23 protein-coding genes and 1 pseudogene are annotated in these 25,641 nt (G+C 68.3%); 13 read left to right on the forward strand and 11 right to left on the reverse strand.

The annotated features are described in order from the left end of the window. Positions 1–34: 34 nt before the first annotated feature. From FD678_RS17835 to FD678_RS17845, 3 genes are all read right to left on the reverse strand, one after another. Positions 35–466, reverse strand: coding sequence for a CBS domain-containing protein (locus FD678_RS17835; protein ID WP_140727147.1), 432 nt, complete (start codon positions 464–466; stop codon positions 35–37). Positions 467–966: 500 nt separating this feature from the next. Then, a complete protein-coding gene (locus FD678_RS17840) occupies positions 967–1,311 on the reverse strand; it encodes a 5-carboxymethyl-2-hydroxymuconate Delta-isomerase (protein ID WP_140727151.1) in 345 nt (114 codons plus the stop codon). 42 nt (positions 1,312–1,353) lie between these two features. Then, a complete protein-coding gene (locus tag FD678_RS17845) occupies positions 1,354–1,848 on the reverse strand; it encodes a lipocalin-like domain-containing protein (protein WP_140727154.1) in 495 nt (164 codons plus the stop codon). 106 nt (positions 1,849–1,954) lie between these two features. On the opposite strand from FD678_RS17845, the gene FD678_RS17850 reads away from it, so the two are divergent. Next, positions 1,955–2,794 (forward strand): LysR family transcriptional regulator, encoded by an 840-nt coding sequence (locus tag FD678_RS17850; protein WP_140727157.1) that lies wholly within the window; start codon positions 1,955–1,957, stop codon positions 2,792–2,794. A gap of 102 nt (positions 2,795–2,896) precedes the next feature. Next, a pseudogene (locus FD678_RS20715) lies at positions 2,897–3,168 on the forward strand (transposase); the annotation flags it as partial. 6 nt (positions 3,169–3,174) lie between these two features. Here FD678_RS20715 and glmS read toward each other — a convergent pair. Further along, on the reverse strand, positions 3,175–5,007 hold the full coding sequence (glmS, locus tag FD678_RS17860) for a glutamine--fructose-6-phosphate transaminase (isomerizing) (RefSeq protein ID WP_140727160.1): 1,833 nt from the start codon (positions 5,005–5,007) through the stop codon (positions 3,175–3,177). Positions 5,008–5,215: 208 nt separating this feature from the next. Here glmS and FD678_RS17865 point away from each other — a divergent pair, with 208 nt between their 5' ends. The 10 genes from FD678_RS17865 to FD678_RS17910 all read left to right on the forward strand — a co-directional run bounded on the left by FD678_RS17865 (position 5,216) and on the right by FD678_RS17910 (position 17,917). After that, complete coding sequence (locus FD678_RS17865; RefSeq protein WP_140727163.1) at positions 5,216–6,487, forward strand: efflux RND transporter periplasmic adaptor subunit; 1,272 nt, start codon at positions 5,216–5,218, stop codon at positions 6,485–6,487. 103 nt (positions 6,488–6,590) lie between these two features. Next, positions 6,591–7,316: an ABC transporter ATP-binding protein gene (locus FD678_RS17870; protein ID WP_140727166.1), complete on the forward strand. Its 726-nt coding sequence runs from the start codon at positions 6,591–6,593 to the stop codon at positions 7,314–7,316. Positions 7,317–7,326: 10 nt separating this feature from the next. Next, positions 7,327–8,637: an ABC transporter permease gene (locus tag FD678_RS17875; RefSeq protein ID WP_140727171.1), complete on the forward strand. Its 1,311-nt coding sequence runs from the start codon at positions 7,327–7,329 to the stop codon at positions 8,635–8,637. Between the two features lie 30 nt (positions 8,638–8,667). Then, on the forward strand, positions 8,668–9,897 hold the full coding sequence (locus FD678_RS17880; protein ID WP_140727175.1) for an ABC transporter permease: 1,230 nt from the start codon (positions 8,668–8,670) through the stop codon (positions 9,895–9,897). 13 nt (positions 9,898–9,910) lie between these two features. Next, positions 9,911–11,224: an ABC transporter permease gene (locus tag FD678_RS17885; RefSeq protein WP_140727178.1), complete on the forward strand. Its 1,314-nt coding sequence runs from the start codon at positions 9,911–9,913 to the stop codon at positions 11,222–11,224. Between the two features lie 86 nt (positions 11,225–11,310). Next, positions 11,311–12,537, forward strand: coding sequence for an ABC transporter permease (locus tag FD678_RS17890; RefSeq protein WP_140727181.1), 1,227 nt, complete (start codon positions 11,311–11,313; stop codon positions 12,535–12,537). Between the two features lie 13 nt (positions 12,538–12,550). Continuing rightward, entirely contained in the window at positions 12,551–13,891 is a 1,341-nt protein-coding gene (locus FD678_RS17895; RefSeq protein WP_218569828.1) for an ABC transporter permease, read from the forward strand. Positions 13,892–13,925: 34 nt separating this feature from the next. Then, entirely contained in the window at positions 13,926–15,155 is a 1,230-nt protein-coding gene (locus FD678_RS17900) for an ABC transporter permease (protein ID WP_140727185.1), read from the forward strand. A gap of 75 nt (positions 15,156–15,230) precedes the next feature. Next, positions 15,231–16,571, forward strand: a complete 1,341-nt coding sequence (locus tag FD678_RS17905) for a sigma-54-dependent transcriptional regulator (protein ID WP_140727189.1) — start codon at positions 15,231–15,233, stop codon at positions 16,569–16,571. Between the two features lie 5 nt (positions 16,572–16,576). After that, positions 16,577–17,917 (forward strand): sensor histidine kinase, encoded by a 1,341-nt coding sequence (locus FD678_RS17910; protein WP_140727194.1) that lies wholly within the window; start codon positions 16,577–16,579, stop codon positions 17,915–17,917. A gap of 13 nt (positions 17,918–17,930) precedes the next feature. Here FD678_RS17910 and FD678_RS17915 read toward each other — a convergent pair whose 3' ends face one another. Beyond that, entirely contained in the window at positions 17,931–18,461 is a 531-nt protein-coding gene (locus FD678_RS17915; RefSeq protein ID WP_140727197.1) for a GNAT family N-acetyltransferase, read from the reverse strand. Beyond that, complete coding sequence (gene glmU, locus FD678_RS17920) at positions 18,430–19,791, reverse strand: bifunctional UDP-N-acetylglucosamine diphosphorylase/glucosamine-1-phosphate N-acetyltransferase GlmU (RefSeq protein ID WP_218569839.1); 1,362 nt, start codon at positions 19,789–19,791, stop codon at positions 18,430–18,432. The genes FD678_RS17915 and glmU overlap by 32 nt, the downstream gene beginning before the upstream one ends. An 85-nt stretch (positions 19,792–19,876) precedes the next feature. On the opposite strand from glmU, the gene FD678_RS17925 reads away from it, so the two are divergent. Continuing rightward, positions 19,877–20,260, forward strand: a complete 384-nt coding sequence (locus FD678_RS17925; RefSeq protein ID WP_140727204.1) for a GtrA family protein — start codon at positions 19,877–19,879, stop codon at positions 20,258–20,260. A gap of 24 nt (positions 20,261–20,284) precedes the next feature. Here FD678_RS17925 and FD678_RS17930 read toward each other — a convergent pair whose 3' ends face one another. The 5 genes from FD678_RS17930 to atpA form a co-directional block, all read right to left on the reverse strand. Beyond that, a complete protein-coding gene (locus FD678_RS17930) occupies positions 20,285–20,860 on the reverse strand; it encodes a chorismate mutase (protein WP_140727207.1) in 576 nt (191 codons plus the stop codon). Positions 20,861–21,059: 199 nt separating this feature from the next. Then, positions 21,060–21,482 carry a F0F1 ATP synthase subunit epsilon gene (locus FD678_RS17935; RefSeq protein ID WP_140727212.1) on the reverse strand — a complete coding sequence of 141 codons (423 nt, stop codon included), beginning with the start codon at positions 21,480–21,482 and terminating at the stop codon, positions 21,060–21,062. 127 nt (positions 21,483–21,609) lie between these two features. Then, positions 21,610–23,037 carry a F0F1 ATP synthase subunit beta gene (gene atpD, locus FD678_RS17940; RefSeq protein ID WP_140727215.1) on the reverse strand — a complete coding sequence of 476 codons (1,428 nt, stop codon included), beginning with the start codon at positions 23,035–23,037 and terminating at the stop codon, positions 21,610–21,612. Between the two features lie 36 nt (positions 23,038–23,073). Then, positions 23,074–23,937: a F0F1 ATP synthase subunit gamma gene (gene atpG / locus FD678_RS17945; RefSeq protein ID WP_140727218.1), complete on the reverse strand. Its 864-nt coding sequence runs from the start codon at positions 23,935–23,937 to the stop codon at positions 23,074–23,076. Between the two features lie 109 nt (positions 23,938–24,046). Beyond that, a complete protein-coding gene (gene atpA, locus FD678_RS17950; protein ID WP_140727221.1) occupies positions 24,047–25,594 on the reverse strand; it encodes a F0F1 ATP synthase subunit alpha in 1,548 nt (515 codons plus the stop codon). Positions 25,595–25,641 lie beyond the last annotated feature (47 nt).

Below are 25,641 nucleotides of genomic sequence, written 5' to 3' on the forward strand. Positions count from 1 at the left end.
TGCCCGGCTTCCTTCCGCGGTCCCGCGCCGGCGGTCAGTGCGCGGCCATGTAGATGTCCTGCAGGACCGCCTTCTCCAGTTCGAGCTCGCCCAACAGGTTCTTCACGATATCGCCCAGGCTGAGGATGCCGACCAGCTTGGAACCTTCGGTGACCATCAGGTGGCGGCGCCGCGAATACGTCATCAGCGACATCGCCTGCTTGAGGGTCGCCTCCGGCGCGATGCCTTCCAGGCCGGTCGATGGCAGCGTGGAGATCACGCGCCGGCCCGCCTGCGGACCGTCCTCGGCGAGGACCCGCACGATGTCCTTCTCCGAGATGATGCCGACCGGGGCACCGTCCTTCGTCACCACCAGGGCGGCGATCCGGTTCGCGCTCATCTTGTGCGCGGCCGCACCGATCGTGTCTTCCGCGTCGATGGTGATGACGGCTTCTTTCTTCGATTGCAGGAGTTCGCGGACGTTCATTCTTGTTTCCTGATTGCAGATCACTGAAGTCAAAGAAGTGTGCTCTGCCGATACTCGCCCTGTGGGGGAAAAGATCCTTCAGCGCACGCCTGGCGTACGGGCTTGCCGCTGGCGACCATCGGCAGGCCGGGTACCGCATCGAACGGGCCGCTTGCCGGGCCGCATCCCGTTCCCGTCCGGCTCGATTCTACGACTGCCCCGGATGGCCACTACCGGCATCCGTGGGACGGTTCGTCGTGGAACCGGCAGGGATCCAGAGAATCGCACCCGCATGGAAACTACCGCTGAATGCCCATGGCGAACGACCCGGGCGCGGGCATGGGCATCGAGCGATAACGTTTTGATAACGACCGATAACGGAATGCCGATCACCGCATGCTGGACTACAGCCTCAGGTGACGGGCTTCGGGCATGCATATGGGCCGGACTGGGCACACCTGGAGTCAAGTTCCTCCTGTTGCGGAGCGTTGACGGGGATGGCGCGGAAGTCCGGCAACGGATTACAGCATCGTGCGGTTGAAATAGGTGGCCTTCTCGAACTCGGCGATGTTCGCCGCGATGCGAGGCACCTGCGGGAACAGTTCGGAAAGTTCGCCGACAATGACCCGAGACAGGTTCGCGCGTTGCTCGAGACTGCGCCCTTGCATGATCCAGGAGAAGACATGGACGAAGTCCTCGCGCACGCCGCCGGCCGCGTGGATCGCGTAGGGATTGACTCTGATCTTGATGTCGGATTCCTCAAACAACCCGGTCGCATTGATGGCGTTGTGCAAGCGCATGATGATCTCTTCTTCGTCTTGGTGGCGAAGAAGCCCCATGGCACAGTCGACGACGAAATGAGGCATGGCGTCTCCAGCGGGCAATGAGCAATCTCGTGGGCACGCGCCTCAGTCCAGCCTGCGCCACACCGAGAGCGGAATGCTGCCGTCCTCGCGCGGCGGCACTTGATAGTTCAATTCCGAACCGCGGAGCCTGTAGCGGCGCTTCTGCACCGTGCCTTCCCAGTTGGGGAAGGACGAGCCTTCGATCGAGAAAACGAGCAGCCCCTGCCTGTCGTCGACTTCCACCGTGCCGTAGTGGGTGCTGCTGCCCATCACGGCGGACCTGAGTTCGTCGGCGCTGCCATCGGCCTTGCTGTCGCTGGCGAAACGCCGGCGTTCTGACTTGAAGATCTGCAGCGAATACCGCCCCTTGGCGTCGACGACGAGCCTGCCCTTCGGGCTCTCACCGTAATCCCGGACTGTCGTGCCATCCGGCAGGATCTTGTCTGCGGCAACCAGGGTCCATGTTCCTTGCAGAGGGGATGGGGGGACCGCTTCGACGGTATCGCGTGTCGCCAGCCCGGCAAGCATCGCGATCAGCATGCCGCTCAGGTGTTTCATTGTCGCGCTCCCGGATGGAATGACCGGATGCCAGAGTAAGCCCGTTGCATGATTAACTAAACGCATCTATAGATATATCTATCATTTCAAAAACGAATTAATGCATATGAAGGCGATGGACATCGATGCGGTAAAGGCCTTCGTACTCGCGGCCGACCTGCAAAGCTTCACCCGGGCGGCCGACGTGCTGGGCATGACCCAATCCGCGATCAGCCTCAGGCTGCGCCGGCTGGAAGAACAGCTGGGGCGGCGCCTGCTGGAACGCACGCCACGGCACGTTCGCCTGTCCACCGAGGGGCTGGCCTTCCTGGGGATGGCGCGCGAACTGATTTCGACCCATGACCGCGCAGCGGCGGCCTTCGAGGTGGAGCAGCGCCGGCTGGCGATAGGCATCAACCAGCAACTGGTCGGCGGCGAATTCCCGTCGCTGCTGAGGCGCATGCGCGACCACGATCCGAATCTGCTGGTCGAGATGCGCGTGGCGGGCACGTCCGACCTGATGCAGGCGTATGAACAGGGCGAGTTGGACGCGGTGCTGGTGCTGCGACCGGACGACCGCCGCAAGCGGGGGAAGGCGGTGTTCGTCGAGTCCTTTTCGTGGTTCGCCGCAGTGGGCTGGGAACCACGCGCCGGGCAGCCATTACCGCTGGCGACTCAGGGCGAGGCGTGTCGGGTACGCGCCGCCGCAGTCGGCGCGCTCGACAAGGCGGGCATCGCATGGCGCGAGGTCTTCATCGGCAAGGGCGCCGCAATCCTGGGCGCGGCCGCCGCGGGTGGGCTGGCCGTGGCGGTAATGGCGAAACGCGCCGCGCCGTCCGGCACCCTCGACATCACAGGAAGCCTCTCGCTGCCACGCATCCCCGCGCAGGACGTGATGCTCTACAGCACGCTCAGCGACCGCCGTTCGCGGGAAGCGTTACGGGCGCTGACGCTGGCGTTCCAATGATGGACTTCGTGGCCTCAGGCAGGAGCAACCGAATCAGTGCCGATGGCCGGCCGCCTATTCCCCAGCGCCGCCCGCCATGGGTCGTAAGCAGCCGATTGATGGCCAGGCAAGCTGCACGCTGACAAGGCCTACGACATCGACCGTTGCCGCCATCACCTCAAGGAGCGGGGCATCACGCCACGCATCGCTCGCAAGGGGACCGAGCGCAACGACCGCCTGGGCGCTGTCGCTGGGTCGTGGAACGCGCTCACGCTTGGTTCGCAGGCATGGGCAAGCTGCGCATCCGATTCAAAACTCGAATCGACATCCATCTGGCGTGGCTGTCGCTTGCCCGCTCGATCATCTGCCTACGACTTCTTCCTGAGTTTTGTTAGCCGCTCTTACTCCACCGTCACGCTCTTGGCCAGGTTGCGCGGCTTGTCCACGTCGGTGCCGCGCGCCAGCGCGGTGTGGTAGGCCAGCAACTGCACCGGGATGGTGTGCACGATCGGGCTGAGCAGGCCGGTGTGGCGCGGCGTGCGGATCACGTGCACGCCTTCGGACTCGCTGAAGTTGCTGTCCTGGTCGGCGAACACGAACAGCTCGCCCCCGCGCGCGCGCACTTCCTGCATGTTGCTCTTCACCTTTTCCAGCAGGCTGTCGTTCGGCGCGATCACCACCACCGGCATCGCCGCGTCCACCAGCGCCAGCGGGCCGTGCTTCAGCTCGCCGGCCGGGTAGGCCTCGGCGTGGATGTAGGAGATTTCCTTGAGCTTGAGCGCACCTTCCAGCGCGATCGGATAGTGCAGGCCGCGCCCGAGGAACAGCGCGTTGGCCTTGGAGGCGAAGCGCTCGGCCCAGACCTGGATCTGCGGTTCCAGGTTCAGCGCGTGCTGCACGCTGCCGGGCAGGAAGCGCAGTTGCTCCAGGTAGCCGGCCTCGTTGGCCTCGCTGACCCGCCCGCGCAGCTTGCCCAGCACCACCGCCAGCTGGAACAGCACCGCCAGCTGGGTCGTGAACGCCTTGGTCGAGGCTACGCCGATCTCGGCACCGGCGCGGGTGTAGCAGACCAGTTCGCTGGCGCGCGGGATCGCGCTCTCGGGCACGTTGCAGATCGACAGCGTGTGCAGGTGGCCCAGCGACTTGGCGTACTTGAGCGCCTCCATCGTGTCCAGGGTTTCGCCCGATTGCGAGATGGTGACGACCAGGTGCTTCGGGTTCGCATACGCCAGCCGGTAGCGGTATTCGCTGGCGATCTCCACGCTGCACGGCAGGTTGGCGATCGATTCGATCCAGTAGCGCGCGGTCAGGCCGGCATAGTAGCTGGTGCCGCAGGCCAGGATCTGGATGCCCTCGATGCCGGCCAGCACCTCGGCCGCGCGCTTGCCGAACAGTTCCGCCGGGAATCCGCCGGCGTCGATCGCCGCTTCCAGCGTGTCGCCCAACGCGCGCGGCTGCTCGTGGATCTCCTTCTGCATGAAGTGGCGGTACGGGCCGAGTTCCAGCGAGGCCAGCGACACATCCGACAGGTGCAGTTCGCGCTCGACCGGCGCATCGCCGGCGTCGAACACGCGCACGCCGGCGCGGCGGATCTCGGCGGTATCGCCTTCCTCCAGGAAGATCACCTTGCGGGTGGCCTGCACCACCGCGGAAACGTCGGAGGCGATGAAGTTCTCGCCCTCGCCCACGCCGACCAGCAGCGGGCAGCCCATGCGCGCGCAGACGATGCGGTCCGGCTCGTCCTGGCTCATCACCGCCAGCGCGTAGGCGCCCCGCAGCTGCTTGACCGTGCGCTGCAGCGCGGCCAGCAGGTCGACGCCGTCCTGGGCGAGATGGTGGTGGATCAGGTGGGCGATCACCTCGGTATCGGTCTGCGACTCGAAGGCGTAGCCGAGCGCGAGCAGCTTCTCGCGCTGCTCCTCGTGGTTCTCGATGATGCCGTTGTGGACCAGCACCACGCCGTGGCTGAGGTGCGGGTGGGCGTTGGCCTCGGTCACGCCGCCGTGGGTGGCCCAGCGGGTATGGCCGATGCCGGCCGGGGCGGCGAAGCCCTCCGCCTGGGCGGCGCCTGCCATCTCGGCCACGCGCCCGGTGCGGCGCACGCGGCGGATGCGCCCGCCGTCGATCACGGCGAGGCCGGAGGAATCGTAGCCACGGTATTCCAGGCGCTTGAGGCCCTCGATCAGGACCGGAACCACATCGCGATCCGCGATCGCGCCGACGATACCGCACATAGAGCAAGTCACCCGGAGGAAAGGCACGCATTCTAGTCGTGTCCGATCCTGTCCTGCCCGTGACGCTACCCGGACAGGTGTCCGCCGCCGGTGTCCGCGGACACCCGGACACTCCGCCCGCCGCGCACAAATCCTTTCCTTTCAATCACTTGCGATTGGCACGCCGTGTGCTTAACGAAACACGACTCCCACCGGACGACGCTTCCCGATGATCCGCGACACCTCCGCCCAGGACCAGATCCTCTCCTCCCGCTCCTCGAAGGTGGCCTGGCGCCGCTGGCTCTGGCCCGCGGTGGCCGGCCTGGTCGTGCTGGCCGGCATCGGTTGGGCGGTGGCCGGCTGGAGCGCGGGCACGCGCTCGTTCGACGCCGGGCGCGTGCGCATCGCCGAAGTGAAGCGCGGCGACTTGGTCCGCGACATCGCCGCCGACGGCCGCGTGATCGCGGCCAACAGCCCGATCCTGTACGCGATCTCGGCCGGCACGGTGGACCTGAAGGTGGTCGCCGGCGACGTGGTCAAGCAGGGCCAGGAGCTGGCGGTGATCGACAGCCCCGAGCTGCGCAGCAAGCTGGCGCAGGAGCAGGCCACGCTGGCCGGCCTGGAGGCCGAGGCCAGCCGCGCCGCGCTGGACGCCACGCTCGCCAAGGCCGAGGGCCGCAAGATCATCGACCAGGCCGAGATCGACCGCCAGGCCGCCGCGCGCGACCTGGAGCGCTACCAGCGCGGCTACGACGCCGGCGCGGTGCCGCAGGTCGACCTGGCCAAGGCCCAGGACACGCTCAAGAAGACCGACATCGAGCTGCACAACGCGCAGCGCGAGGCCCGGATCAAGAGCGACAGCGGCGACCTGGACGCGCGCAACAAGCGCCTGCTCGCCGATCGCCAGCGCGCGGTGGTGAACGAGGTCCAGCGCCAGGTCGACGCGCTGACCCTGCGCGCGCCGTTCGACGGGCAGGTCGGCCAGGTCCAGGCGGTGCAGCACACCCAGGTCGCGGCCAACGCGCCGGTGCTGGGCGTGGTCGACCTGAGCAAGTTCGAGGTCGAGATCAAGGTGCCGGAAAGCTTCGCGCGCGACCTGGCGATCGGCATGCCGGCGCAGTTGACCAGCGGCAGCGGGCAGCCGTTCCCCGGCGCGATCTCGGCGGTGTCGCCGGAAGTGGTCAACGGCGAGGTCACCGCGCGCATCCGCTTCTCCGACAAGCAGCCGCCGGGCCTGCGCCAGAGCCAGCGCATGAGCGCGCGCGTGCTGATGGATACGCGCCGCAACGTGCTCAAGGTCGAGCGCGGGCCGTTCGTCGAGCAGTCCGGCGGACGTTATGCGTACGTCATGGACGGCCGCAGCGCGGTGCGCCGCCCGGTCCAGCTCGGCGCCGCCAGCCTCGGCGAGGTCGAGGTGATTTCCGGCCTGCAACCCGGCGACCGCGTCGTGGTCTCCGGCAGCGACCTGTTCGGCGATGCCGAGCGGGTGACGATCCATTGAAAGCCGGGACCCGGTCCCGGAAACGCCGAGTCCGCTCCTGCTTTTGCTTTGTCCCGAGTCCGGCTCCCGAAACACCACACATCATCCGCAGAGGAACCAACCCATGCTGCAAATGACCTCCGTCTCCAAGATCTTCCGCACCGAACAGGTCGAAACCCACGCGCTGCGCTCGCTCGACCTGCACGTGCGCGAAGGCGAGTTCGTCGCCGTCACGGGGCCGTCCGGCTCGGGCAAGACCACGTTCCTCAACATCGCCGGCCTGCTGGAGACCTTCACCAGCGGCCAGTACCTGCTCGACGGCGAGGACGTGAGCCATCTCGGCGACGACGCGCGCTCGCGGCTGCGCAACCGCAAGATCGGCTTCATCTTCCAGAGCTTCAACCTGATCCCCGACCTCAACCTGTTCGACAACGTCGACGTGCCGCTGCGCTACCGCGGCATGTCCGCGTCCGAACGCAAGCAGCGCATCGAGGAGTCGCTGGGCAAGGTCGGGCTCGGCTCGCGCATGAAGCACTACCCGGCCGAGCTGTCCGGCGGCCAGCAGCAGCGCGCGGCGATCGCGCGCGCCCTGGCCGGCAGCCCTCGCCTGCTGCTCGCCGACGAACCGACCGGCAACCTGGACTCGCAGATGGCGCGCGGCGTGATGGAACTGCTGGAGGAGATCAACTCGCAGGGCACCACCATCGTGATGGTCACCCACGATCCGGAGCTGGCCGCGCGCGCGCAGCGCAATGTCCACATCGTCGACGGCCAGGCCACCGACCTGGAACGCGAGGCCGTGCTGCTGCGCCCGCGCCCGGTGCCGTCCGTTTCCGCCACGGGTGCCTGAGGAGGCCGCCATGCTCGGCTACTACGCCAATCTCGCCTTGCGCAGCTTCCGGCGCAACAAGGTCCTGACCGCGCTGATGGTGCTGGCGATCGCGCTCGGCATCGGCGCGTCGATGACCACGCTGACGGTGTTCCACGTGCTCTCGGGCGACCCGATCCCGTCCAAGAGCGATCGCCTGTTCAACGTGCAGCTCGACCCGCAGCCGATCGCCAACTACCACGAGGGCGAGGAGCCGGAAAGCCAGCTTACCCGCTACGACGCCGAGGCGTTGCTGCGCGAGAAGCGCGCCTTCCGCCAGACCATCACCACCGGCGGCTTCGGCGCGATCGAACCGGAGGGCAGCACGCTCAAGCCGTTCCAGCTGATGCTGCGCTTCGCCACCGCCGATTTCTTCCCGATGTTCGAGGTGCCGATGCTGCATGGCCGCGGCTGGAGCAGCGCGGACGACGAGGCGCGCGCGCGCGTGGTGGTCATCTCGCGCAAGCTCAGCGAGAAGCTGTTCGGCACGCCCGACGGCACCGGGCGGACCGTGCGCATCGAGAAGAACGCCTACCGCGTGGTCGGGGTCATGGACGAGTGGCGGCCGAGCCCGCGCTTCTACGACCTGTTCAACGGCCAGTACGGCGAGACCGAGCAGGTGATCGTGCCGTTCTCCACCGCGATGGACGTCAAGCTGTCCCGCCGCGGCAACATGAACTGCTTCTCCGCCGACGGCACGCCCAGCACCGACGGCACCGCGCTGGAAGCCAGCTGCACCTGGCTGCAGTACTGGGTCGAGCTGAAGGACGCTTCGCAGGCGGCCGACTACAAGGCCTACCTCGACAACTACTCGGCCCAGCAGCGCCAGGCGGGCCGCTACCAGCGGCCGCCCAACACCCGCCTGCGCGACGTGATGACGCTGCTGGAGTACCGCAAGGTCGTGCCGGGCGACGTGCGCCTGCAGATGTGGCTGGCGATGAGCTTCCTGGCGGTGTGCCTGATCAACAGCGTCGGCCTGCTGCTGGCCAAGTTCCTGCGCCGCAGCAGCGAGATCGGCGTGCGCCGCGCGCTCGGCGCCAGCCGCCGCGACATCTTCGTGCAATGCCTGGTCGAGGCCGTCGGCGTCGGCACCGTGGGAGGCCTGCTCGGCCTGGGCCTGGCCCTGGCCGGCCTGGCCGCGGTACGGCGGCAGCCGGTGGACTACGCCTCGCTGGCGCACCTGGACCTGCCGATGCTGCTGACCGCCATCGCGTTGACCCTGTTCGCCAGCATGCTCGCCGGCCTGCTGCCCGCCTGGCGCGCGATGCAGGTCGCGCCCGCCCTGCAACTCAAGAGCCAGTAGCGCAGAGCCCGCTCTGCCCAGGAGATTCCCATGGACATCCGTCCCGTTCTTTCCGCGCTGTCGCGCCACAAGACCGCCGCCGCGCTGATCGTCGTCGAGATCGCGTTGACCTGCGCCATCATCTGCAACGCGATGTTCCTGATCAGCCAGCGCATCGACAAGCTCAGCGAACCCAGTGGCCTCGTCGAGGACCAGGTGCTGGAGATCAGCCTCGCCGGCATCGGCGAGCAGGCCGACAAGGATGCGCGCACGGCCGAGGACCTGGCCGCGCTGCGCGCCATCCCCGGCGTGACCGACGCCGTCGTCGGCAACCAGGTGCCGTTCTTCGACAATTCCAACAACACCGGGCTCGGGCTGGTTCCCAACCAGGCCAACAACACCGTCAACGCGGCCCAGTACCAGGGCGACACGCTGGTGAAGACGCTCGGCCTGCGCCTGGTCGCCGGCCGCGACTTCCTGCCCGACGAGATCCTGCTCGGCAGCGCGGTCAACAAGATGCTGGCCGAACATCCGGAGAAGGTGTCCTCGGCGGTGATCGTCACCCAGTCGCTGGCCCGCAAGCTGTTCCCCGACGGCCCGGCGGTCGGCAAGACGATCTATACCGGCAACATCCCGCTGACCATCGTCGGCGTGGTGGAGACGCTGGCGCGCCCGAACATCTGGGGCGCCGACGCTGGCAAGGGCGACTCGATGATCCTGCCGGTCCGCCTGCCCTATACCGACGGCTTCTACTTCCTGCGCGTGGCCGATCCGGGCCGCCGCCAGGAACTGCTGAAGACCGCGGTGGATACGCTGACGCGGCTGGACCCCAACCGCCTGGTGCTGCGCCAGCGCACCTACGAGGAGATCCGCGGCGAGTATTTCCGCAACGACCGCGCCATGGTCGGGCTGATGATCGTGGTATGCGTGTCGCTGATGGTGGTGACCGCGCTCGGCATCGTCGGGCTGGCCAGCTTCTGGGTGCAGCAGCGCACCAAGCAGATCGGCATCCGCCGCGCGCTCGGCGCCACCCGCGGCCAGGTGCTGCGCTACTTCCAGACCGAGAACTTCCTGTTGGCGAGCATCGGCATCGTGCTCGGCATGCTGCTGGCCTATTCGCTCAACCAGATGCTGATGGGCCGCTACGAGCTGCCGCGCCTGCCGTTGGTGTACCTGCCCATCGGTGCGGCGCTGCTGTGGCTGCTCGGCCAGCTCTCGGTGCTCGGCCCGGCACGCCGCGCCGCGGCGGTGCCGCCGGCCGTCGCCACGCGCGGCGCCTAGGCCGGAGACCCGCATGTTCGCCTACTACTTGAAACTGGCGCTGCGCAGCTTCCAGCGCAACCGGATCCTCACCACGCTGATGGTGCTGGCGATCGCGCTCGGCATCGGCACCTCGATGACCACGTTGACGGTGTTCCACGTGCTGTCGGGCGATCCGATCCCGGGCAAGAGCGAACGTCTGTTCTATCCGCAGATGGATCCGCGACCGCTGGCTGGCTATCGCCCCGGCGACGAGCCGGCGCTGCAGCTCACCCGCCTGGACGCGGAGACGCTGCTGCGAGAGAAGCGCGGCAAGCGCCAGGCGATGATGTCCGGCGGCGGCCTGGCGATCGAGCCAGAGGTGGCGAACATGCCGCCCTTCACGGCGCGTTCCCGCTATACCTCGGCCGATTTCTTTCCGATGTTCGAGGTGCCGTTCGCACGCGGCCGGCCCTGGACCGTGGCCGACGACGAGGCGCGCGCACGCGTGGCGGTGATCAGCCAGCCGCTGGCGGACAAGCTGTACGGAGCGGCCGATCCGGTCGGCCGCATGCTCAAGGTCAACGGCACCGGATTGCGCATCGTCGGGGTACTGGACGATTGGAATCCCAATCCCCGCTTCTACGACATGACCAATCGGCAGTACGGCGACGTCGAAGAGGTATTCGTGCCCTTCTCCACTTCGCGCGACCTGCGCTTGGGCACCAGCGGCAACATCGATTGCTGGGGCGATTCGGATCCGGACGATCCGGAGGGCAACTACGGTCTGCATGCAGGCTGCAGCTGGATCCAGTACTGGGTCGAGCTGGACTCGTCCGCACAGGCGGCGGATTACCGCAATTACCTCGCCAACTACGTCGCCCAGCAGCATGCCAGCGGGCGCTTCCAGCGCCCCGCCAACATCGCGTTGTACGACGTGATGGGCTGGATGGACCACAACCAGGTGGTGCCTTCGGACGTGCGCCTGCAACTATGGCTGGCGTTGGGCTTCCTCGGCATCTGCCTGCTCAACACGGTGGGACTGATGCTGGCCAAGTTCCTGCGCCGCAGCGGCGAGATCGGCGTGCGCCGGGCCCTGGGCGCGGCACGCCGGGACATCCTGTTCCAGTGCCTGGTCGAAGCTTCGGTGATCGGCCTGGCCGGCGGCATCCTCGGCCTGGCCCTGGCGTGGATAGGCCTGTGGCTGGTGCGCAGGCAACCCACCGACTACGGCGCGCTGGTGCACATGGACCTGTCGATGCTGGGAACCACCTTCGTCCTGGCGATCGCCAGCAGCCTGGCGGCCGGGTTGCTGCCGGCGCTGCGGGCGATGCAGATCGCACCGGCGCTGCAACTCAAGTCGCAATGAGCCCGAGTGGCCTTCGCCGCGCAAGCGGCGGCGAAGGTCCCGTTCCGTCCACCGCCACCATCCAAGGGACGCACAGGTATACCGCCATGGACATCCGCCCCATCGTCTCATCCCTGAGCCGGCACAAGCTCGCCGCGCTGCTGATCGTGCTCGAGATCGCGGCCAGCTGCGCGATCGTCTGCAACGCGCTGTTCCTGATCGGCGACCGCATCGGCCACATGCAGCGCCCTTCCGGCATCGACGAGGCGCATCTGGTGGCCTTGAAGGCCAACGCAGTCAACCGCAACGGCGACGCCATGCCCATCACCCGCACCGACCTGGAAGCGTTGCGGTCGCTGCCGGGCGTGCGCACGGCGACGATCGTCAACCAGATCCCGTTCGGCGGTTCGATGTGGAACAGTGGCGTGAAGCTGGACCCGAACCAGCAGAACAGCACGCTGACTTCCACCAACTACATGGTCGGCCCGGACGGGCTGCGCACGCTCGGCCTGCAGTTGGTCGCCGGACGCGATTTCCTGGCAAGCGAGTACACCGATCTGGACGAAACCAACGACAGTTCGCTCGCATTCCCCTCGGTCATCCTCAGCCAGGCCTTGGCCCAGCGCCTGTTCCCGGACGGCCAGGCCGTGGGCAAGCCGATCTACGTCTTCGGCGACACGCCGCACCGCGTCGTCGGCGTGGTCGCGCGCCTGGCGCAGCCCCGCGACAACCGCGAGACCGGCAGCTACGAAGAGTCGATGATCTTCCCCGGCATGCCCGACTACGACAGCGGCGTCTACCTGCTCAACGTCGCCGACCCCAGCCAGCGCGAGGCCGTGCTGGCGGCCGCCAAGAAGACGCTGGCGGCGCAGGGCCCGCTGCGCATCGTGTCGCAGCGGACGACCACCACCCTGCAGGAACTGCGCGAGCGCTACTACCGCAACGACCGCGCCATGGCCTGGCTGCTGATCGGCGTATCGAGCCTGCTGCTGTTGATCACCGCGCTGGGCATCGTCGGGCTGGCCAGCTTCTGGGTACAGCAGCGCACCCGGCAGATCGGCATCCGCCGCGCGCTCGGCGCCACCCGGCACCAGATCCTGCGCTACTTCCAGACGGAGAACTTCCTGCTCGCCACCGCCGGCATCGTGCTCGGCATGCTGCTCGCCTATTCGCTCAACCTGCTGCTGATGGACCGCTACGAGCTGCCGCGCCTGCCGTGGGCGTACCTGCCGATCGGCGCGTTGCTGCTGTGGCTGCTCGGCCAGCTCGCCGTGCTGTGGCCCGCGCGCCGTGCCGCGGCGATCCCGCCGGCGGTGGCCACGCGCAGCGCCTGATCGGAGAGATCGCGTGTCCTGGAGCTACGCTTTTCGCCTGGGCCTGCAAGGTTTCCGGCGCCACCCACGGACCATGGCGCTGGCCGTGGCGACGATGGCGCTCGGTCTGGCGGCCGCGATGACGATGCTCACGCTGCTGTCGATGCTTTCTTCAGATCCCCTGCCGGGACTGAGCCAACGCCTGTACCTGGCTTGGGCGGATTCGCGCCAGGCGCAGCGCAGCGAACGGCTCGATGGCGCCGGCAGGCGACCGCCGGCGTTCTGGAAGCTCGGCGACGCCCAGGCGATGTTGCGCCTGCGCCCGGAGATACCGCAGACCGCACTGGTCAGCACGCCGGTGATGCTCGCCCCGCCCGATGGCGCGCATGGCAGCGAATTCAGCGCCGTGCTTGCCATCGGGCCGATGACCTCGATGTTCGGCGTCCCGATGCTGCATGGCCGCAGTTGGACGCAGGAGGAGGAACGCAACCGCACGCCGGTGATCGTCCTCAGCCGCGAAGCCAGCCTGAAAGTGCTGGGCACCGAGCAGGGCGTCGGACGCGACGTCCGCATCCAGGACACGTTGTTCAGGGTGATCGGCATCAGCGACCGCTGGTCGCCACGTCCGCATGCGCATTACTTCGAAGCCGGCAACGACCGGCAGATCTGGGGCGACGAGCGCGGCGAAGGAGCGTTCGTCCCGGTACCGGCCGCGCTCGATGCGGGCGTCGCGCCGATGGGCAGCCGGATCTGCGACGACACCGGCCCGGACGGGCTACGCTTCGACGCGCTGGACGTCCAGTCCTGTCGTTGGCTGGTGCTTTGGGCGCAATTGGACGACGCCGGACGGGCGCAGGCCTACCGCGACGCGTTGCTGGACTTCGCGCGCGATCGCCATGCCAGCGGGGCATTCGAGCGTGCGCCTCGCGCGGAGCTGTACGGCATGGCCGAGTGGTTGTCGCTCAATCGCGTGGTGCCTGCCAACGTGCGCCTCAATCTCTGGCTGGCGTTCGGCCTGCTGGCGCTGTGCATGATCAATGTCGCCGGCCTGCTGGCGGCCCGCTTCCTGCACCGTTCGGCGGAACTCGGCGTACGCCGCGTGCTGGGCGCGCCGCGCGGCGCTATCGTGGCGCAGTGCCTGGTCGAAGCCGGCATGGCCGGTGTGCTCGGAGGCCTGCTCGCGTTGCCGTTCACGCAGTTCGCTCTATGGGTAGTGCGGTTGCAGGACCGCGGCTACACCGACATGGCCCGCCTGCAGCCATCGCTGTACCTCGCCCTCTTTGCCTTGTCGCTCGCCACCGGCTTGCTGGTCGGGCTCATTCCGGCTTGGCGCGCGGCGCGCCTGGAGCCGGCGCTGCAAGTGAAGAGTCTCTAGGCACGCAGCCGATCCAGGACACCCCGGAACCACGATGCCCGCCATTCTCCCGATCGTCGCCGCCCTTCGCCGCCAACGCCTGATGCCGTTCCTGATCGCGCTGCAGGTTGTCTGCGCCACCGCGATCCTGGTCAATGCGCTGTTCCTGTTGTACCAGCAACTGGCACCGATGCTGGTGCCCGATGGCATCGCGCCGCGCCAGGTACTCGTGGTCGACCAGTTGATCGCCCGCCAAGGCCAGTGGACCGCGTCCCAGGTGCAGGCCGGGGCGCAGCGCCTGCGGGCGCTGCCGGGCGTGCGCGAGGTGGCGCCCAGCGTGGGCGTGCCGATGCGCCAGACCATCAGCTTCACGCTGGACGTGGGCGCGGAAGGAGGCCCCACCACCAACGCCAGCGTCTACGCAGGACAGAACCTGGTACGTGCGCTGGGACTCGAAATGACGCGCGGCCGCGACTTCGAACCGACCGACTACTTCGACATGGATCTCTCCAGCGAGCGTCCCAAGCTGACCCCGGTCATCCTGACCGAGGCCCTGGCCGACCACCTGTTCCCGGACGGCAATGCGCTCGGCGCGCGCCTGGGCGACCGCGACGATCCGCATCGGCAGATCGTCGTCGGCATCGTCCGCCACCTGCTGCGCTACCAGATGGGCGAACTGGACGACGGCCGCGCCGAACACGCGCTGCTGATGCCCGCGCGCATCACCGGCACACCCGTGCTGTCGTATGCGGTGCGGACCGACCCCTCCCGGCGCACGGCACTGGAATCGGCCATCCCCGGCGTCCTGCTGAGGGAATTCGGCGGCGCCCTGGTTCCCGGCATCCCGCCCGCGGTCGCCAGCTACGAGCATCTCCGCCAGGAGGCCTTCAGGCCGCGCCGCGCGGCGGTGTGGCTGCTCGGCACCGTCAGCGTCGTAGTGTTGCTGGTCACCGCGATCGGTATCGCCAGCCTGACCGCCTACTGGGTCGAGCAGCGTACGCGCCAGATCGGTATCCGCCGCGCCCTGGGAGCCACGCGCGGACAGATACTGCGGCACTTCCTGCTGGAGAACCTGCTGGTCGCCGGGACCGGTGTGCTGCTCGGGCTGCCGTTGGCCGTACTCGCCAACAATGCCCTGATGAGCTACTACGAACTGCCCCGGCTGCCCTGGACATGGTTGCCGGTCGGCGCCGGCGTGCTGCTCGCGCTCGGCCAATGCGCCGTCCTCTGGCCGGCCAGGCGTGCCGCGGCACTGCCGCCCGCCGTCGCCACCCGTGGCGCCTAGGCGAGCCTGGCGCCGGGGTCGCACCGAAGTGCGTTGCCAGCCGTTACGATGACGTCCCGCCCGTTCCGATCCGCCATGTCCCAGGTCCTGATCATCGACGACAACACCGCCGTGGCCACGGCGCTGGAAGTGCTGTTCTCGCTGCACGACATCGAAAGCCAGTACGCCGACAGCCCGCAGGCCGGGTTGGCGCTGCTGGACGCGCAGCCGTTCGACCTGGTGATCCAGGACATGAACTTCACCGCCGACACCACCTCCGGCGAGGAGGGCCAGGCGCTGTTCGCGCAGATCCGCCGGCGCCACCCGGACCTGCCGGTGATCCTGCTCACCGCATGGACCCACCTGGACAGTGCGGTCGAGCTGGTCAAGGCCGGGGCCGCCGACTACATCGCCAAGCCGTGGGACGACACCAAGCTGCTGGCGACGGTGAACAACCTGCTGGAGCTGTCCGAGGCGCGGCGCGAGCTCGATCGCCGCCGCAACCGCGAGGAGCGCAGTCGGCAGCAACTGGCCGAGCGCTACGACCTGCGCGGCGCGGTGTTCGCCGACCCGGCCAGCGAGCGCGCGATCGCCCTGGCCTGCCAGGTCGCGCGTTCCGAACTGCCGGTGCTGATCACCGGCCCCAACGGCGCCGGCAAGGAGAAGATCGCCGAGATCATCCAGGCCAATTCGTCGGTCAAGCGCGGTCCGTTCGTCGCGCTGAACTGCGGCGCCATCCCCGCCGAGCTGATCGAAGCCGAGCTGTTCGGCGCCGAGGCGGGCGCCTATACCGGCGCCAACAAGGCGCGCGAGGGCAAGTTCGAGGCCGCCGACGGCGGCACCTTGTTCCTCGACGAGATCGGCAACCTGTCGCTGGCCGGGCAGATGAAGCTGCTGCGCGTGCTGGAGACCGGCCGGTTCGAGCGGCTCGGCTCCAACCGCGAGCGCCAGGTCAAGGTGCGCGTGATCAGCGCCACCAACGCCGACCTCACCGCGATGATCCGCGAAGGCACGTTCCGCGAGGACCTCTATTACCGCCTCAACACCGTGGAGATCGCCGTGCCGGCGCTGGCCGAGCGGCCTGGCGACATCCTGCCGCTCGCCGAGCATTTCCTCGGCGGCGACAGGCCGCTTTCGCTGCAGGCGCGCGCCGCCTTGCAGCGCCACGGCTGGCCCGGCAACGTGCGCGAGCTGCGCAACGTGATGCAGCGCGCCAGCCTGCTCGCCACCGGCGAGCGCATCGAGGCCGACGATCTCAACCTGCCCCGTCCGGCCCCGGTACGCCCGGCCGTCAATGCCGAGGAACCCGACCGCGAGCGCATCGAGGCGGCCCTGGCGCGTGCGCGCGGCGTCATCGCCCAGGCCGCCGCCGAGCTCGGCCTGAGCCGCCAGGCGCTGTACCGGCGCATGGACCGGTACGGCATCAAGTCGCCGTGATGGGAATGCGCGTCCGCTCCTTCACCCTGCACCTGTTCCTCAGGCTGCTGCCGGTGCTCGGCCTGGCGGCGGCGATGCCGTGGCTGCTGGCCTATTGGCTGGATCGCGGTTGGGAAGTCGCCTCGATCTCGGCGGTGGTCCTGCTCGGCCTGATGTGGTGGGTGCTGCGGCGCGCCACCGCGCCGATGCGCTCGCTGTTCCGCGCGCTCGCCGGCACCACCAGCAGCTATCGCGACGGCGAATACAACTTCGGCGTGCACTGGCATGGCGACGACGAACTCGGCCAGTTGGTGCAGGCGCATGCCGACCTGGGCGAGGTGTTGCGCCAGCAGCGCCAGAACCTGGTGCAGCGCGAGCTGATGCTGGATGCGATGGTACAGAACACGCCGGTCGCGATGCTGCTGGTCGCCGCGGGCGGCGACGGCATCCGCCGCGTCACCTTCTCCAATCTCGCCGCGCGCAAGCTCCTGCAGGGCGGCCGCCGGCTGGAGGGCGAGCGCATCGACCAGTTGCTCGAGCAGATGCCCGAGGAACTGCGCCAGGCGCTCGCGCGGGGCGGCGACAGCCTGTTCGCGGTGCGCGAGCCGGACGGCGACGAGGACGACGAGCAGGTGTTCCACCTCGCCCGCCGCAGCTTCCACCTCAACGGGCGCGAGCACGAGCTGTTGTTGATCCGCACCCTCACCGCCGAGCTGCGGCGGCAGGAAGTGCAGACCTGGAAGAAGGTGATCCGCGTGATCAGCCACGAGCTCAACAACTCGCTGGCCCCGATCGCCTCGCTGGCGCATTCCGGCAACGAACTGGTCAAGCGGCAGAAGACCGAACGCCTGGGCGAGGTGTTCGGCACCATCGAGGAGCGCGCCCGCCACCTGGAGGGCTTCATCCGCGGCTACGCGCGCTTCGCCAAGCTGCCGCAACCGCAGCTGCAGGAGATCGACTGGGCCGGCTTCCTGGCGCGGCTGCACCAGCACATCCCGTTCCACCTGCGCGAGGACGCCGGCGACATCCGCAGCCGCATCGACGTGGTGCAGATGGAGCAGGCCCTGTTGAACCTGCTCAAGAACGCCCACGAGGCCTGCGCCGAGGCCACGCCGCCGAACGAGGACGTGGAACTGCGCCTGACCCGCCTGCCGCAATGGCTGCGGATCGAGGTGCTCGACCGCGGCAACGGCATGAACGAGGCGGTGCTGCAGAACGCGCTGATGCCGTTCTACTCGACCAAGCGCAACGGCACCGGCCTCGGCCTGGCCCTCACGCGCGAGATCGTCGAAGCCCATGGTGGGCGCATCGCCCTGCAGAACCGCCAGGACGGCGGCCTGTGCGTGACGCTGCTGCTGCCGGCCTAGCGGGCCCGGCGCGTCAGAGCGGGCGCCACATCGCCACGCGCAGGTGCATCGGGAAGCCGAGCGCGGCCTCCTCCGCCATCACCTGGCGCAGGCCCGGCCCCCACTGCCCGGAAGGCAGCGGCCGGAAACCCTCGCTGGCGTAGAACGGGGCATTCCACGGCACGTCGGCAAGCGTGGTCAGCAGCGCCTCGCGGTACCCTTGCGCCCTCGCCCGTGCCAAGGCATGCCGCAGCAGCCTTCGCCCGTGTCCCTGGCGGCCATGGCCGGGATCGACATCCATCTGCAGCACGTGGAAGGCGCCGTCGAGCTCGCCGCCCAGCAGGTAGCCGACCACTTCGCCCCGGGCTTCCACCCGCCACAACTGGCCGCGCGCGAGGCCGGCCCGGAGGCTGGCCAGGTCCAGGCAATGCCCGGCGAACACCGCATGGGCCTCGTGGCCCCGGAGCAGCTCGCCGGCGCGCCGCTCGATCGCGAGCAGCGCGTCCAGTTCGTCGGCCCGCGCGAGCCGCGGCTCAGGACTTCTTGCTGGGACGCTGCCAGCCATCGACGGTCTGCTGGCGCGCGCGCGCCACGGTCAGCTTGCCTGCCGGGGCACTGCGCGTGAGCACCGTGCCCGCGCCCAGCGTCGCGCCCTCGCCCACCTCGACCGGCGCCACCAGCGACGAATTGGAGCCGATGAACGCGTTGTCGCCGATCGTGGTCCGCGACTTGTTCACGCCATCGTAATTGCAGGTGATCGTGCCGGCCCCGATGTTGACCTTGCTGCCGACCACCGCATCGCCGAGATAGGTTAGGTGGTTGGCCTTGCTGCCCACGCCCAGCACGACCTTCTTGGTCTCCACGAAATTGCCGACGTGCACGCCGTCGGCCAGCACCGTGCCCGGGCGCAGCCGCGCGAACGGGCCGATCAGCGCGGCGCCCTCGGTCGTCACGCCCTCCAGGTCGCAGTGCGCGCGCACCTCGGTGCCCGGACCGAGTTTGACGTCCTTCAAGCGCGTGAACGGCCCGACGCTGACGCCGTCGGCCAGTTCCACCTCGCCTTCGAAGATCACGTCGACGTCGATGCGCACGTCGCGTCCCACCGTCACGCGGCCGCGCTGGTCCACCCGCGCCGGGTCGGCCATGTGCGCGCCGGCCTGGCACAGCGCGCGCGCGGCGCGCAGCTGCCAGGCGCGCTCCAGCTGGGCGAGCTGCCAGGGATCGTTGGCGCCTTCCACTTCCTGCGGGTCGTCCACGTGCACCAGCTCGGCCGGGGTGAACTCGGCCGCAGCGCTGGCGAAGATGTCGGTCAGGTAGTACTCGCCCTGCGCGTTGTCGTTGGACAGGGCCGAGAGCCAGCGCGCCAGTGCCGTGGAATCGACCGCGACGATGCCGGTGTTGACGGTGCGGATGCGGCGCTGCTCCTCGTCCGCGTCCTTCTGCTCGACGATCGCCGCGACCTTGCCCTCCAGGTCGCGCACGATGCGCCCGTAGCCGGTCGGGTCGGCCAGGTCCGCCACCAGCACCGCGATCCGTCCCGGCGCCTGCAGCAGGCGCCGCAACGTCTCGGCCCGGATCAACGGCACGTCGCCGTAGAGCACCAGCACCGTCGCCGTGTCGGGCACGCCCGGCATCGCCTGTTGCACGGCATGGCCGGTGCCGAGCTGCCGCGATTGCTCGGCCCAGACCAGGTCCGGCTGGTCGGCGAAGGCCGCGCGCACCTGCTCGCCGCCATGGCCGTAGACCACGTGGATGCCCGCCGGCTGCAGCTCGCGCGCGGTGTCGATCACGTGCGCCAGCATCGGCTTGCCGGCCAGCGGCTGCAGCACCTTCGGCAGCGCGGACTTCATGCGCTTGCCTTCGCCGGCGGCCAGGATGATCACGTGCAGGGGCAGGCTCATGTGCGGCGTTTCTCCATGGATTGCTGCGGATTCTACGGTTTCGCGGTTAGCATGGCGTCCCTCGCCTGGAACGCATCGCATGAAACTGCTCCGCCAGGGTGGCCAATTCATCCTCGTCGGCCTGCTGCAATTGCTGCTCGACTGGGCCGTGTTCGTCGCCGCCACGGCGCTGGGCATGCCGGTGGCCGGCGGCAACCTGCTCGGCCGCGTCAGCGGGGCCATGCTCGGGTTCTGGCTCAACGGGCGCTACACCTTCGCAGAAGCGGACGGCGCCCGGCTCGGCTGGCAGCGCCTGCAGCGCTTCGCCCTGATGTGGATCGCGCTCACCGCGGTCAGCACCTGGCTGCTCTCGGTGACCACCCATTCGCTTGGCCTGCAATGGGCCTGGCTGGCCAAGCCGTTGGTCGAAGGCGCGCTGGCCGTGGTCTCGTTCTTCCTCAACCGGCATCTGGTCTATCGCTGAAGGCCGCGCCCGCCAGCGCCGCGGTCATTGGCAGAAATCGCCAAGGCTGCGGCCCAGCGCGACACGATGCACGTCGTCGAGCCGCCTCTGCCGAGCGTACGCCGCCGCCTCCCGGGCGACGGCCGAGGCGCAGTCGGGCCTGGCCCGCAGCGACGCGCTCCGTGCCAGCGCATCGAGCAGTTCGCCTTGCAGCCGGTCCAGGCGGGCGCGCAGCGCCGCCAGGTCCGGCCGGGGCCGATCGGGGGCATGGCCCATCCGATGCCAGCGTTCCAGCAACTGGTACTGCACCAGCTTGTTGGCCTCGATCTGCGCGGCGAAGAAGCGTGCGGCCGGTTCGGGCTCCAGCCCGTGCGCCGGCGCCTGCTCGCGTACGCTTTGCAGCACCGCCGCCTCGCGCGCGGCGTCCAGCACCGGCTTGCCGCTGTCCCATTTGCTCAACGCGACCTGGTCGCCGATCGCATTGCGCTCGGCCAACCGCTCCAGCAACGGCAAAAGCGCCGTGGGCGCATCGCGCGCCTGCCCGCAACCGGACAGCCCCAGGCCAAGCGCCAGCAAGGCCAGCGCGGCGATCTTGCGCGATGGCGGGAAATGCACGTTCATGGCGTCGATCTCCGGGAACGGGGGATGCCGCGGGTGCGGCGACGCGCCATCTTGCCCCGCCTGCTCGCCGCTCCGCCTGCACCGTGCGTTGCCGCGTTGTGCGAACGCTCAGCGAACGCCGGCGCCCTGAACGACGATGCCGGCGCAAGGCCGGCATCGCGACAACCGTTTCGCCCGCGAACGGGCGCCTGGCGGGTGCTCAGTGCTTGAGCGTGCGGCGCAGGCGCTCCAGCGCCTGCAGCTGGACCACGGCCTCGGCCAGCTTGGCCTGGGCTTCGGCCACGTCCATCGCCTCGCCGCGATTGGCCAGGATGCGCTCGGCTTCTTCCTTGGCCTTGCGCACCGCGGCCTCGTCGATGTCCTCGGCGCGGATGGCGGTGTCGGCCAGCACGGTCACCACCTGCGGCTGCACCTCGAGGATGCCGCCGGAGATCGCGAAATCCAGCTGCTCGCCGCTGGCGGTGGTGACGACCACCTTGCCCGGCTTCAGTCGCGTGATCAGCGGCGCGTGCTTGGGCGCGATGCCCAGCTCGCCCAGCTCGCCGGTGGCCACGACCAGGGTCGCCTCGCCGTGGAAGATCTCCTGCTCGGCGCTGACGATGTCGCAACGGATGGTGCTCATGTGTCCCTCACTGCGTTCGGAACGTGATTCGTGATTCGGGATTCGTGATTGGCGAAAGCCAAAGACCTCGCCACCCCAAGAACACCGCTCCTACGAACCACGAATCACAAATCCCGAATCCCGGCTGTTAGGCCTTCTCGGCCATCTTCTTGGCCTTCTCGACGGCCTCGTCGATCGTGCCGACCATGTAGAACGCCTGCTCCGGCAGGTGGTCGTACTCGCCGTCCACGATGCCCTTGAAGCCGCGGATGGTTTCCTTCAGCGGCACGTACTTGCCCGGCGAGCCGGTGAAGACTTCGGCCACGTGGAACGGCTGGCTGAAGAAGCGCTCGATCTTGCGCGCGCGCGACACGGCCAGCTTGTCCTCCTCGGACAGCTCGTCCATGCCCAGGATCGCGATGATGTCCTTCAGCTCCTTGTACTTCTGCAGGGTCTGCTGGACGCGCTGGGCGGTGTTGTAGTGCTCATCGCCGATCACCAGCGGGTCCATCTGGCGGCTGGTGGAGTCCAGCGGGTCCACCGCCGGGTAGATGCCCAGCGAGGCGATCGAGCGCGACAGGGTCACGGTCGAGTCCAGGTGCGCGAAGGTGGTCGCCGGCGACGGGTCGGTCAGGTCGTCCGCGGGCACGTACACGGCCTGTATCGAGGTGATCGAACCGGTCTTGGTCGAGGTGATGCGCTCCTGCAGCACGCCCATTTCCTCGGCCAGGGTCGGCTGGTAGCCCACCGCCGACGGCATGCGGCCCAGCAGCGCCGAAACCTCGGTACCGGCCAGCGTGTAGCGGTAGATGTTGTCGACGAAGAACAGCACGTCGCGGCCCTTGCCGCTGGCGTCCTTCTCGTCGCGGAAGTACTCGGCCATGGTCAGGCCGGTCAGCGCGACGCGCAGGCGGTTGCCCGGCGGCTCGTTCATCTGGCCGTAGACCATCGCCACCTTGGAGTCCTTCGGGACCTCCAGGTTGACGACGCCGGACTCGGCCATCTCGTGGTAGAAGTCGTTGCCCTCGCGGGTACGCTCGCCCACGCCGGCGAACACCGACAGGCCCGAGTGCGCCTTGGCGATGTTGTTGATCAGCTCCATCATGTTGACGGTCTTGCCGACGCCGGCGCCGCCGAACAGGCCGACCTTGCCGCCCTTGGCGAACGGGCACATCAGGTCGATCACCTTGATGCCGGTCTCCAGCAGCTCGGTGGCCGAGGCCTGCTCGTCGAAGCTCGGGGCGTCGCGGTGGATTTCCCACGTGGTGCTGGCATCGATCGGGCCGGCTTCGTCGATCGGGTTGCCGAGCACGTCCATGATGCGGCCCAGGGTGCCGGCGCCGACCGGCACGGCGATGGCCTTGCCGGTATTGGTGGCGACCAGGCCGCGCTTCAGGCCGTCGGTCGAGCCCAGGGCGATCGCGCGCACCACGCCGTCGCCGAGCTGCTGCTGGACTTCCAGGGTGATGGCGGTGTTCTCGACCTTCAGCGCGTCGTACACCTTCGGCACTTCACCGCGGGGGAATTCGACGTCGACGACCGCGCCGATGATCTGAACGATCTTGCCCTGACTCATTGATGGATCCTCTAGATGAATACTTGACTGCGCGCCTTAGACAGCGGCGGCGCCGCCGACGATTTCGGAAATTTCTTGCGTGATCGCGGCCTGGCGGGCCTTGTTGTAGACCAGCTGCAGGGTGCCGATCAGCTTGCTGGCGTTGTCGCTGGCCGCCTTCATCGCGACCATGCGCGCGGCATGCTCGGAAGCCACGTTCTCCAGCACCGCCTGGTACACCAGCGACTCGATGTAGCGCGTCATCACGTGCTCCAGCACGGTCGCGGCATCGGGCTCGTACAGGTAGTCCCAGTCGTGGTGGGCCACCTTCGCCTCCGACGCAGGCAGCGGCAGCAGCTGGTCGAAGCTGGCCTTCTGCGTCATCGTGTTCACGAAGTGGTTGTAGACCAGGTAGACGCGGTCGACGCGGCCCTCGGTGAACGCGTCCAGCATCACCTTGATCACGCCGATCAGCTGCTCCACGTGCGGCGTGTCGCCCAGGTGGGTGACGCTGCCGACCATGTTGACCTTGATGCGGCGGAAGAAGGTCGAGGCCTTCTGGCCGATGGTCACCACGTCGACCTCGGCGCCCTTGTCCTGCCACTGGCGCACTTCGCCGAGCATCTTGCGGAACAGGTTGTTGTTCAGCCCGCCGGCCAGGCCGCGGTCGGAGGAGACCACGATGTAGCCGACGCGCTTGACCCGCTCGCGCGCCACCAGGAACGGATGCTGGTAGTCGGTGCTGGCCTGGGCCAGGTGGCCGATCACCTGCTTCATCGCCTGCGCGTACGGGCGCGAGGTCTTCATCCGGTCCTGGGCCTTGCGGATCTTGGAGGCCGAGACCATTTCGAGCGCGCGCGTCACCTTGCGGGTGTTCTGCACGCTCTTGATCTTGGTTTTGATTTCGCGTCCGCCTGCCATACTCGCTTCGCTCGCCGTGATTAGTGATTCGTGATACGTGATTCGTGGTGGAATCCGCCAGGCAAGCGCCTTTGCGAATCACCAATCACGAATCACGAATCACGCTGGGTTACCAGCTGCCGGTGGTCTTGAACTCTTCGATGCCCTTCTTGAAGGCGGCCTCGATCTCGTTGTCCCACGCGCCGGTGGCGTTGATCTTCTCGATCAGCGCGCCCTGGGTATTGGCGAAGTGGGCGTGCAGGCCTTCCTCGAACGCCAGCACCTTGCCCACCGGCACGTCGTCCAGGTAGCCCTCGTTGACGGCGTAGATCGACAGCGCCTGGTTGGCGATCGACATCGGCGCGTACTGCTTCTGCTTCATCAGCTCGGTGACGCGCTGGCCGCGCTCGAGCTGCTTGCGGGTGGCTTCGTCCAGGTCCGAGGCGAACTGCGCGAAGGCCGCCAGCTCGCGGTACTGGGCCAGCGAGATGCGGATGCCGCCCGACAGCTTCTTGATGATCTTGGTCTGGGCCGAACCGCCGACGCGCGACACCGAGATGCCGGCGTTCACGGCCGGGCGGATGCCGGCGTTGAACAGGTCGGTTTCCAGGAAGATCTGACCGTCGGTGATCGAGATCACGTTGGTCGGCACGAACGCGGACACGTCGCCGGCCTGGGTCTCGATGATCGGCAGCGCGGTCAGCGAACCGGTCTTGCCCTTCACCTCGCCGTTGGTGAACTTCTCCACGTACTCGGCCGACACGCGCGCGGCGCGCTCCAGCAGGCGCGAGTGCAGGTAGAACACGTCGCCCGGGTAGGCTTCGCGGCCCGGCGGGCGCTTCAGCAGCAGCGAGATCTGGCGGTAGGCCACGGCCTGCTTGGACAGGTCGTCGTAGACGATCAGCGCGTCTTCGCCACGGTCCATGAAGTACTCGCCCATGGTGCAGCCGGCGTAGGCGCTGATGTACTGCATCGCGGCAGACTCGGACGCGGTCGCGGCGACCACGATGGTGTGGGCCAGCGCGCCGTTCTCCTCGAGCTTGCGCACGATGTTCGCCACGGTCGAGGCCTTCTGGCCGATCGCGACGTACACGCACTTGATGCCGGTGCCCTTCTGGTTGATCACCGCGTCGATCGCCATCGCGGTCTTGCCGGTCTGGCGGTCGCCGATGATCAGCTCGCGCTGGCCGCGGCCGATCGGGATCATCGCGTCGACCGACTTGTAGCCGGTCTGCACCGGCTGGTCGACCGACTTGCGCCAGATCACGCCCGGCGCGACGCGCTCGACCGGCGCGGTCAGCTTGGCGCCCAGCGGGCCCTTGCCGTCGATCGGCTCGCCCAGCGCGTTGACCACGCGCCCCAGCAGCTCCGGGCCGACCGGGACTTCCAGGATGCGGCCGGTGGTCTTGGCCACGTCGCCCTCGCGCAGGTGCTCGTAGTCGCCCAGCACCACGGCGCCGACCGAGTCGCGCTCCAGGTTCAGCGCCAGCGCGAACGTGTTGTCCGGCAGTTCGATCATTTCGCCCTGCATCACGTCGGCCAGGCCGAAGATGCGCACGATGCCGTCGGACACGCTGGTCACGATGCCTTCGTTGCGGGATTCAGCGGACAGCTTGACCTGCTCGATGCGGGTCTTGATCAGTTCGCTGATTTCGGAGGGGTTGAGCGTGGTTGCCATCGTTCAGTCCTAGGTGCCGGCCGCCAGGGCCGTGCGTTCAAGTGAAT

This window comes from Pseudomonas sp. Hp2 (assembly GCF_006386585.1).
GTDB lineage: Bacteria > Pseudomonadota > Gammaproteobacteria > Xanthomonadales > Xanthomonadaceae > Pseudomonas_S > Pseudomonas_S boreopolis.

Bases quoted from the DNA above. Each gene is read 5' to 3' on its own strand.
- FD678_RS17835 (WP_140727147.1), bottom strand. From the start codon at position 466: ATGAACGTCCGCGAACTCCTGCAATCGAAGAAAGAAGCCGTCATCACC.
- FD678_RS17840 (WP_140727151.1), bottom strand. From the start codon at position 1,311: ATGCCTCATTTCGTCGTCGACTGTGCCATGGGGCTTCTTCGCCACCAA.
- FD678_RS17845 (WP_140727154.1), bottom strand. From the start codon at position 1,848: ATGAAACACCTGAGCGGCATGCTGATCGCGATGCTTGCCGGGCTGGCG.
- FD678_RS17850 (WP_140727157.1), top strand. From the start codon at position 1,955: ATGAAGGCGATGGACATCGATGCGGTAAAGGCCTTCGTACTCGCGGCC.
- glmS (WP_140727160.1), bottom strand. From the start codon at position 5,007: ATGTGCGGTATCGTCGGCGCGATCGCGGATCGCGATGTGGTTCCGGTC.
- FD678_RS17865 (WP_140727163.1), top strand. From the start codon at position 5,216: ATGATCCGCGACACCTCCGCCCAGGACCAGATCCTCTCCTCCCGCTCC.
- FD678_RS17870 (WP_140727166.1), top strand. From the start codon at position 6,591: ATGCTGCAAATGACCTCCGTCTCCAAGATCTTCCGCACCGAACAGGTC.
- FD678_RS17875 (WP_140727171.1), top strand. From the start codon at position 7,327: ATGCTCGGCTACTACGCCAATCTCGCCTTGCGCAGCTTCCGGCGCAAC.
- FD678_RS17880 (WP_140727175.1), top strand. From the start codon at position 8,668: ATGGACATCCGTCCCGTTCTTTCCGCGCTGTCGCGCCACAAGACCGCC.
- FD678_RS17885 (WP_140727178.1), top strand. From the start codon at position 9,911: ATGTTCGCCTACTACTTGAAACTGGCGCTGCGCAGCTTCCAGCGCAAC.
- FD678_RS17890 (WP_140727181.1), top strand. From the start codon at position 11,311: ATGGACATCCGCCCCATCGTCTCATCCCTGAGCCGGCACAAGCTCGCC.
- FD678_RS17900 (WP_140727185.1), top strand. From the start codon at position 13,926: ATGCCCGCCATTCTCCCGATCGTCGCCGCCCTTCGCCGCCAACGCCTG.
- FD678_RS17905 (WP_140727189.1), top strand. From the start codon at position 15,231: ATGTCCCAGGTCCTGATCATCGACGACAACACCGCCGTGGCCACGGCG.
- FD678_RS17910 (WP_140727194.1), top strand. From the start codon at position 16,577: ATGCGCGTCCGCTCCTTCACCCTGCACCTGTTCCTCAGGCTGCTGCCG.
- FD678_RS17915 (WP_140727197.1), bottom strand. From the start codon at position 18,461: ATGGCTGGCAGCGTCCCAGCAAGAAGTCCTGAGCCGCGGCTCGCGCGG.
- FD678_RS17925 (WP_140727204.1), top strand. From the start codon at position 19,877: ATGAAACTGCTCCGCCAGGGTGGCCAATTCATCCTCGTCGGCCTGCTG.
- FD678_RS17930 (WP_140727207.1), bottom strand. From the start codon at position 20,860: ATGAACGTGCATTTCCCGCCATCGCGCAAGATCGCCGCGCTGGCCTTG.
- FD678_RS17935 (WP_140727212.1), bottom strand. From the start codon at position 21,482: ATGAGCACCATCCGTTGCGACATCGTCAGCGCCGAGCAGGAGATCTTC.
- atpD (WP_140727215.1), bottom strand. From the start codon at position 23,037: ATGAGTCAGGGCAAGATCGTTCAGATCATCGGCGCGGTCGTCGACGTC.
- atpG (WP_140727218.1), bottom strand. From the start codon at position 23,937: ATGGCAGGCGGACGCGAAATCAAAACCAAGATCAAGAGCGTGCAGAAC.
- atpA (WP_140727221.1), bottom strand. From the start codon at position 25,594: ATGGCAACCACGCTCAACCCCTCCGAAATCAGCGAACTGATCAAGACC.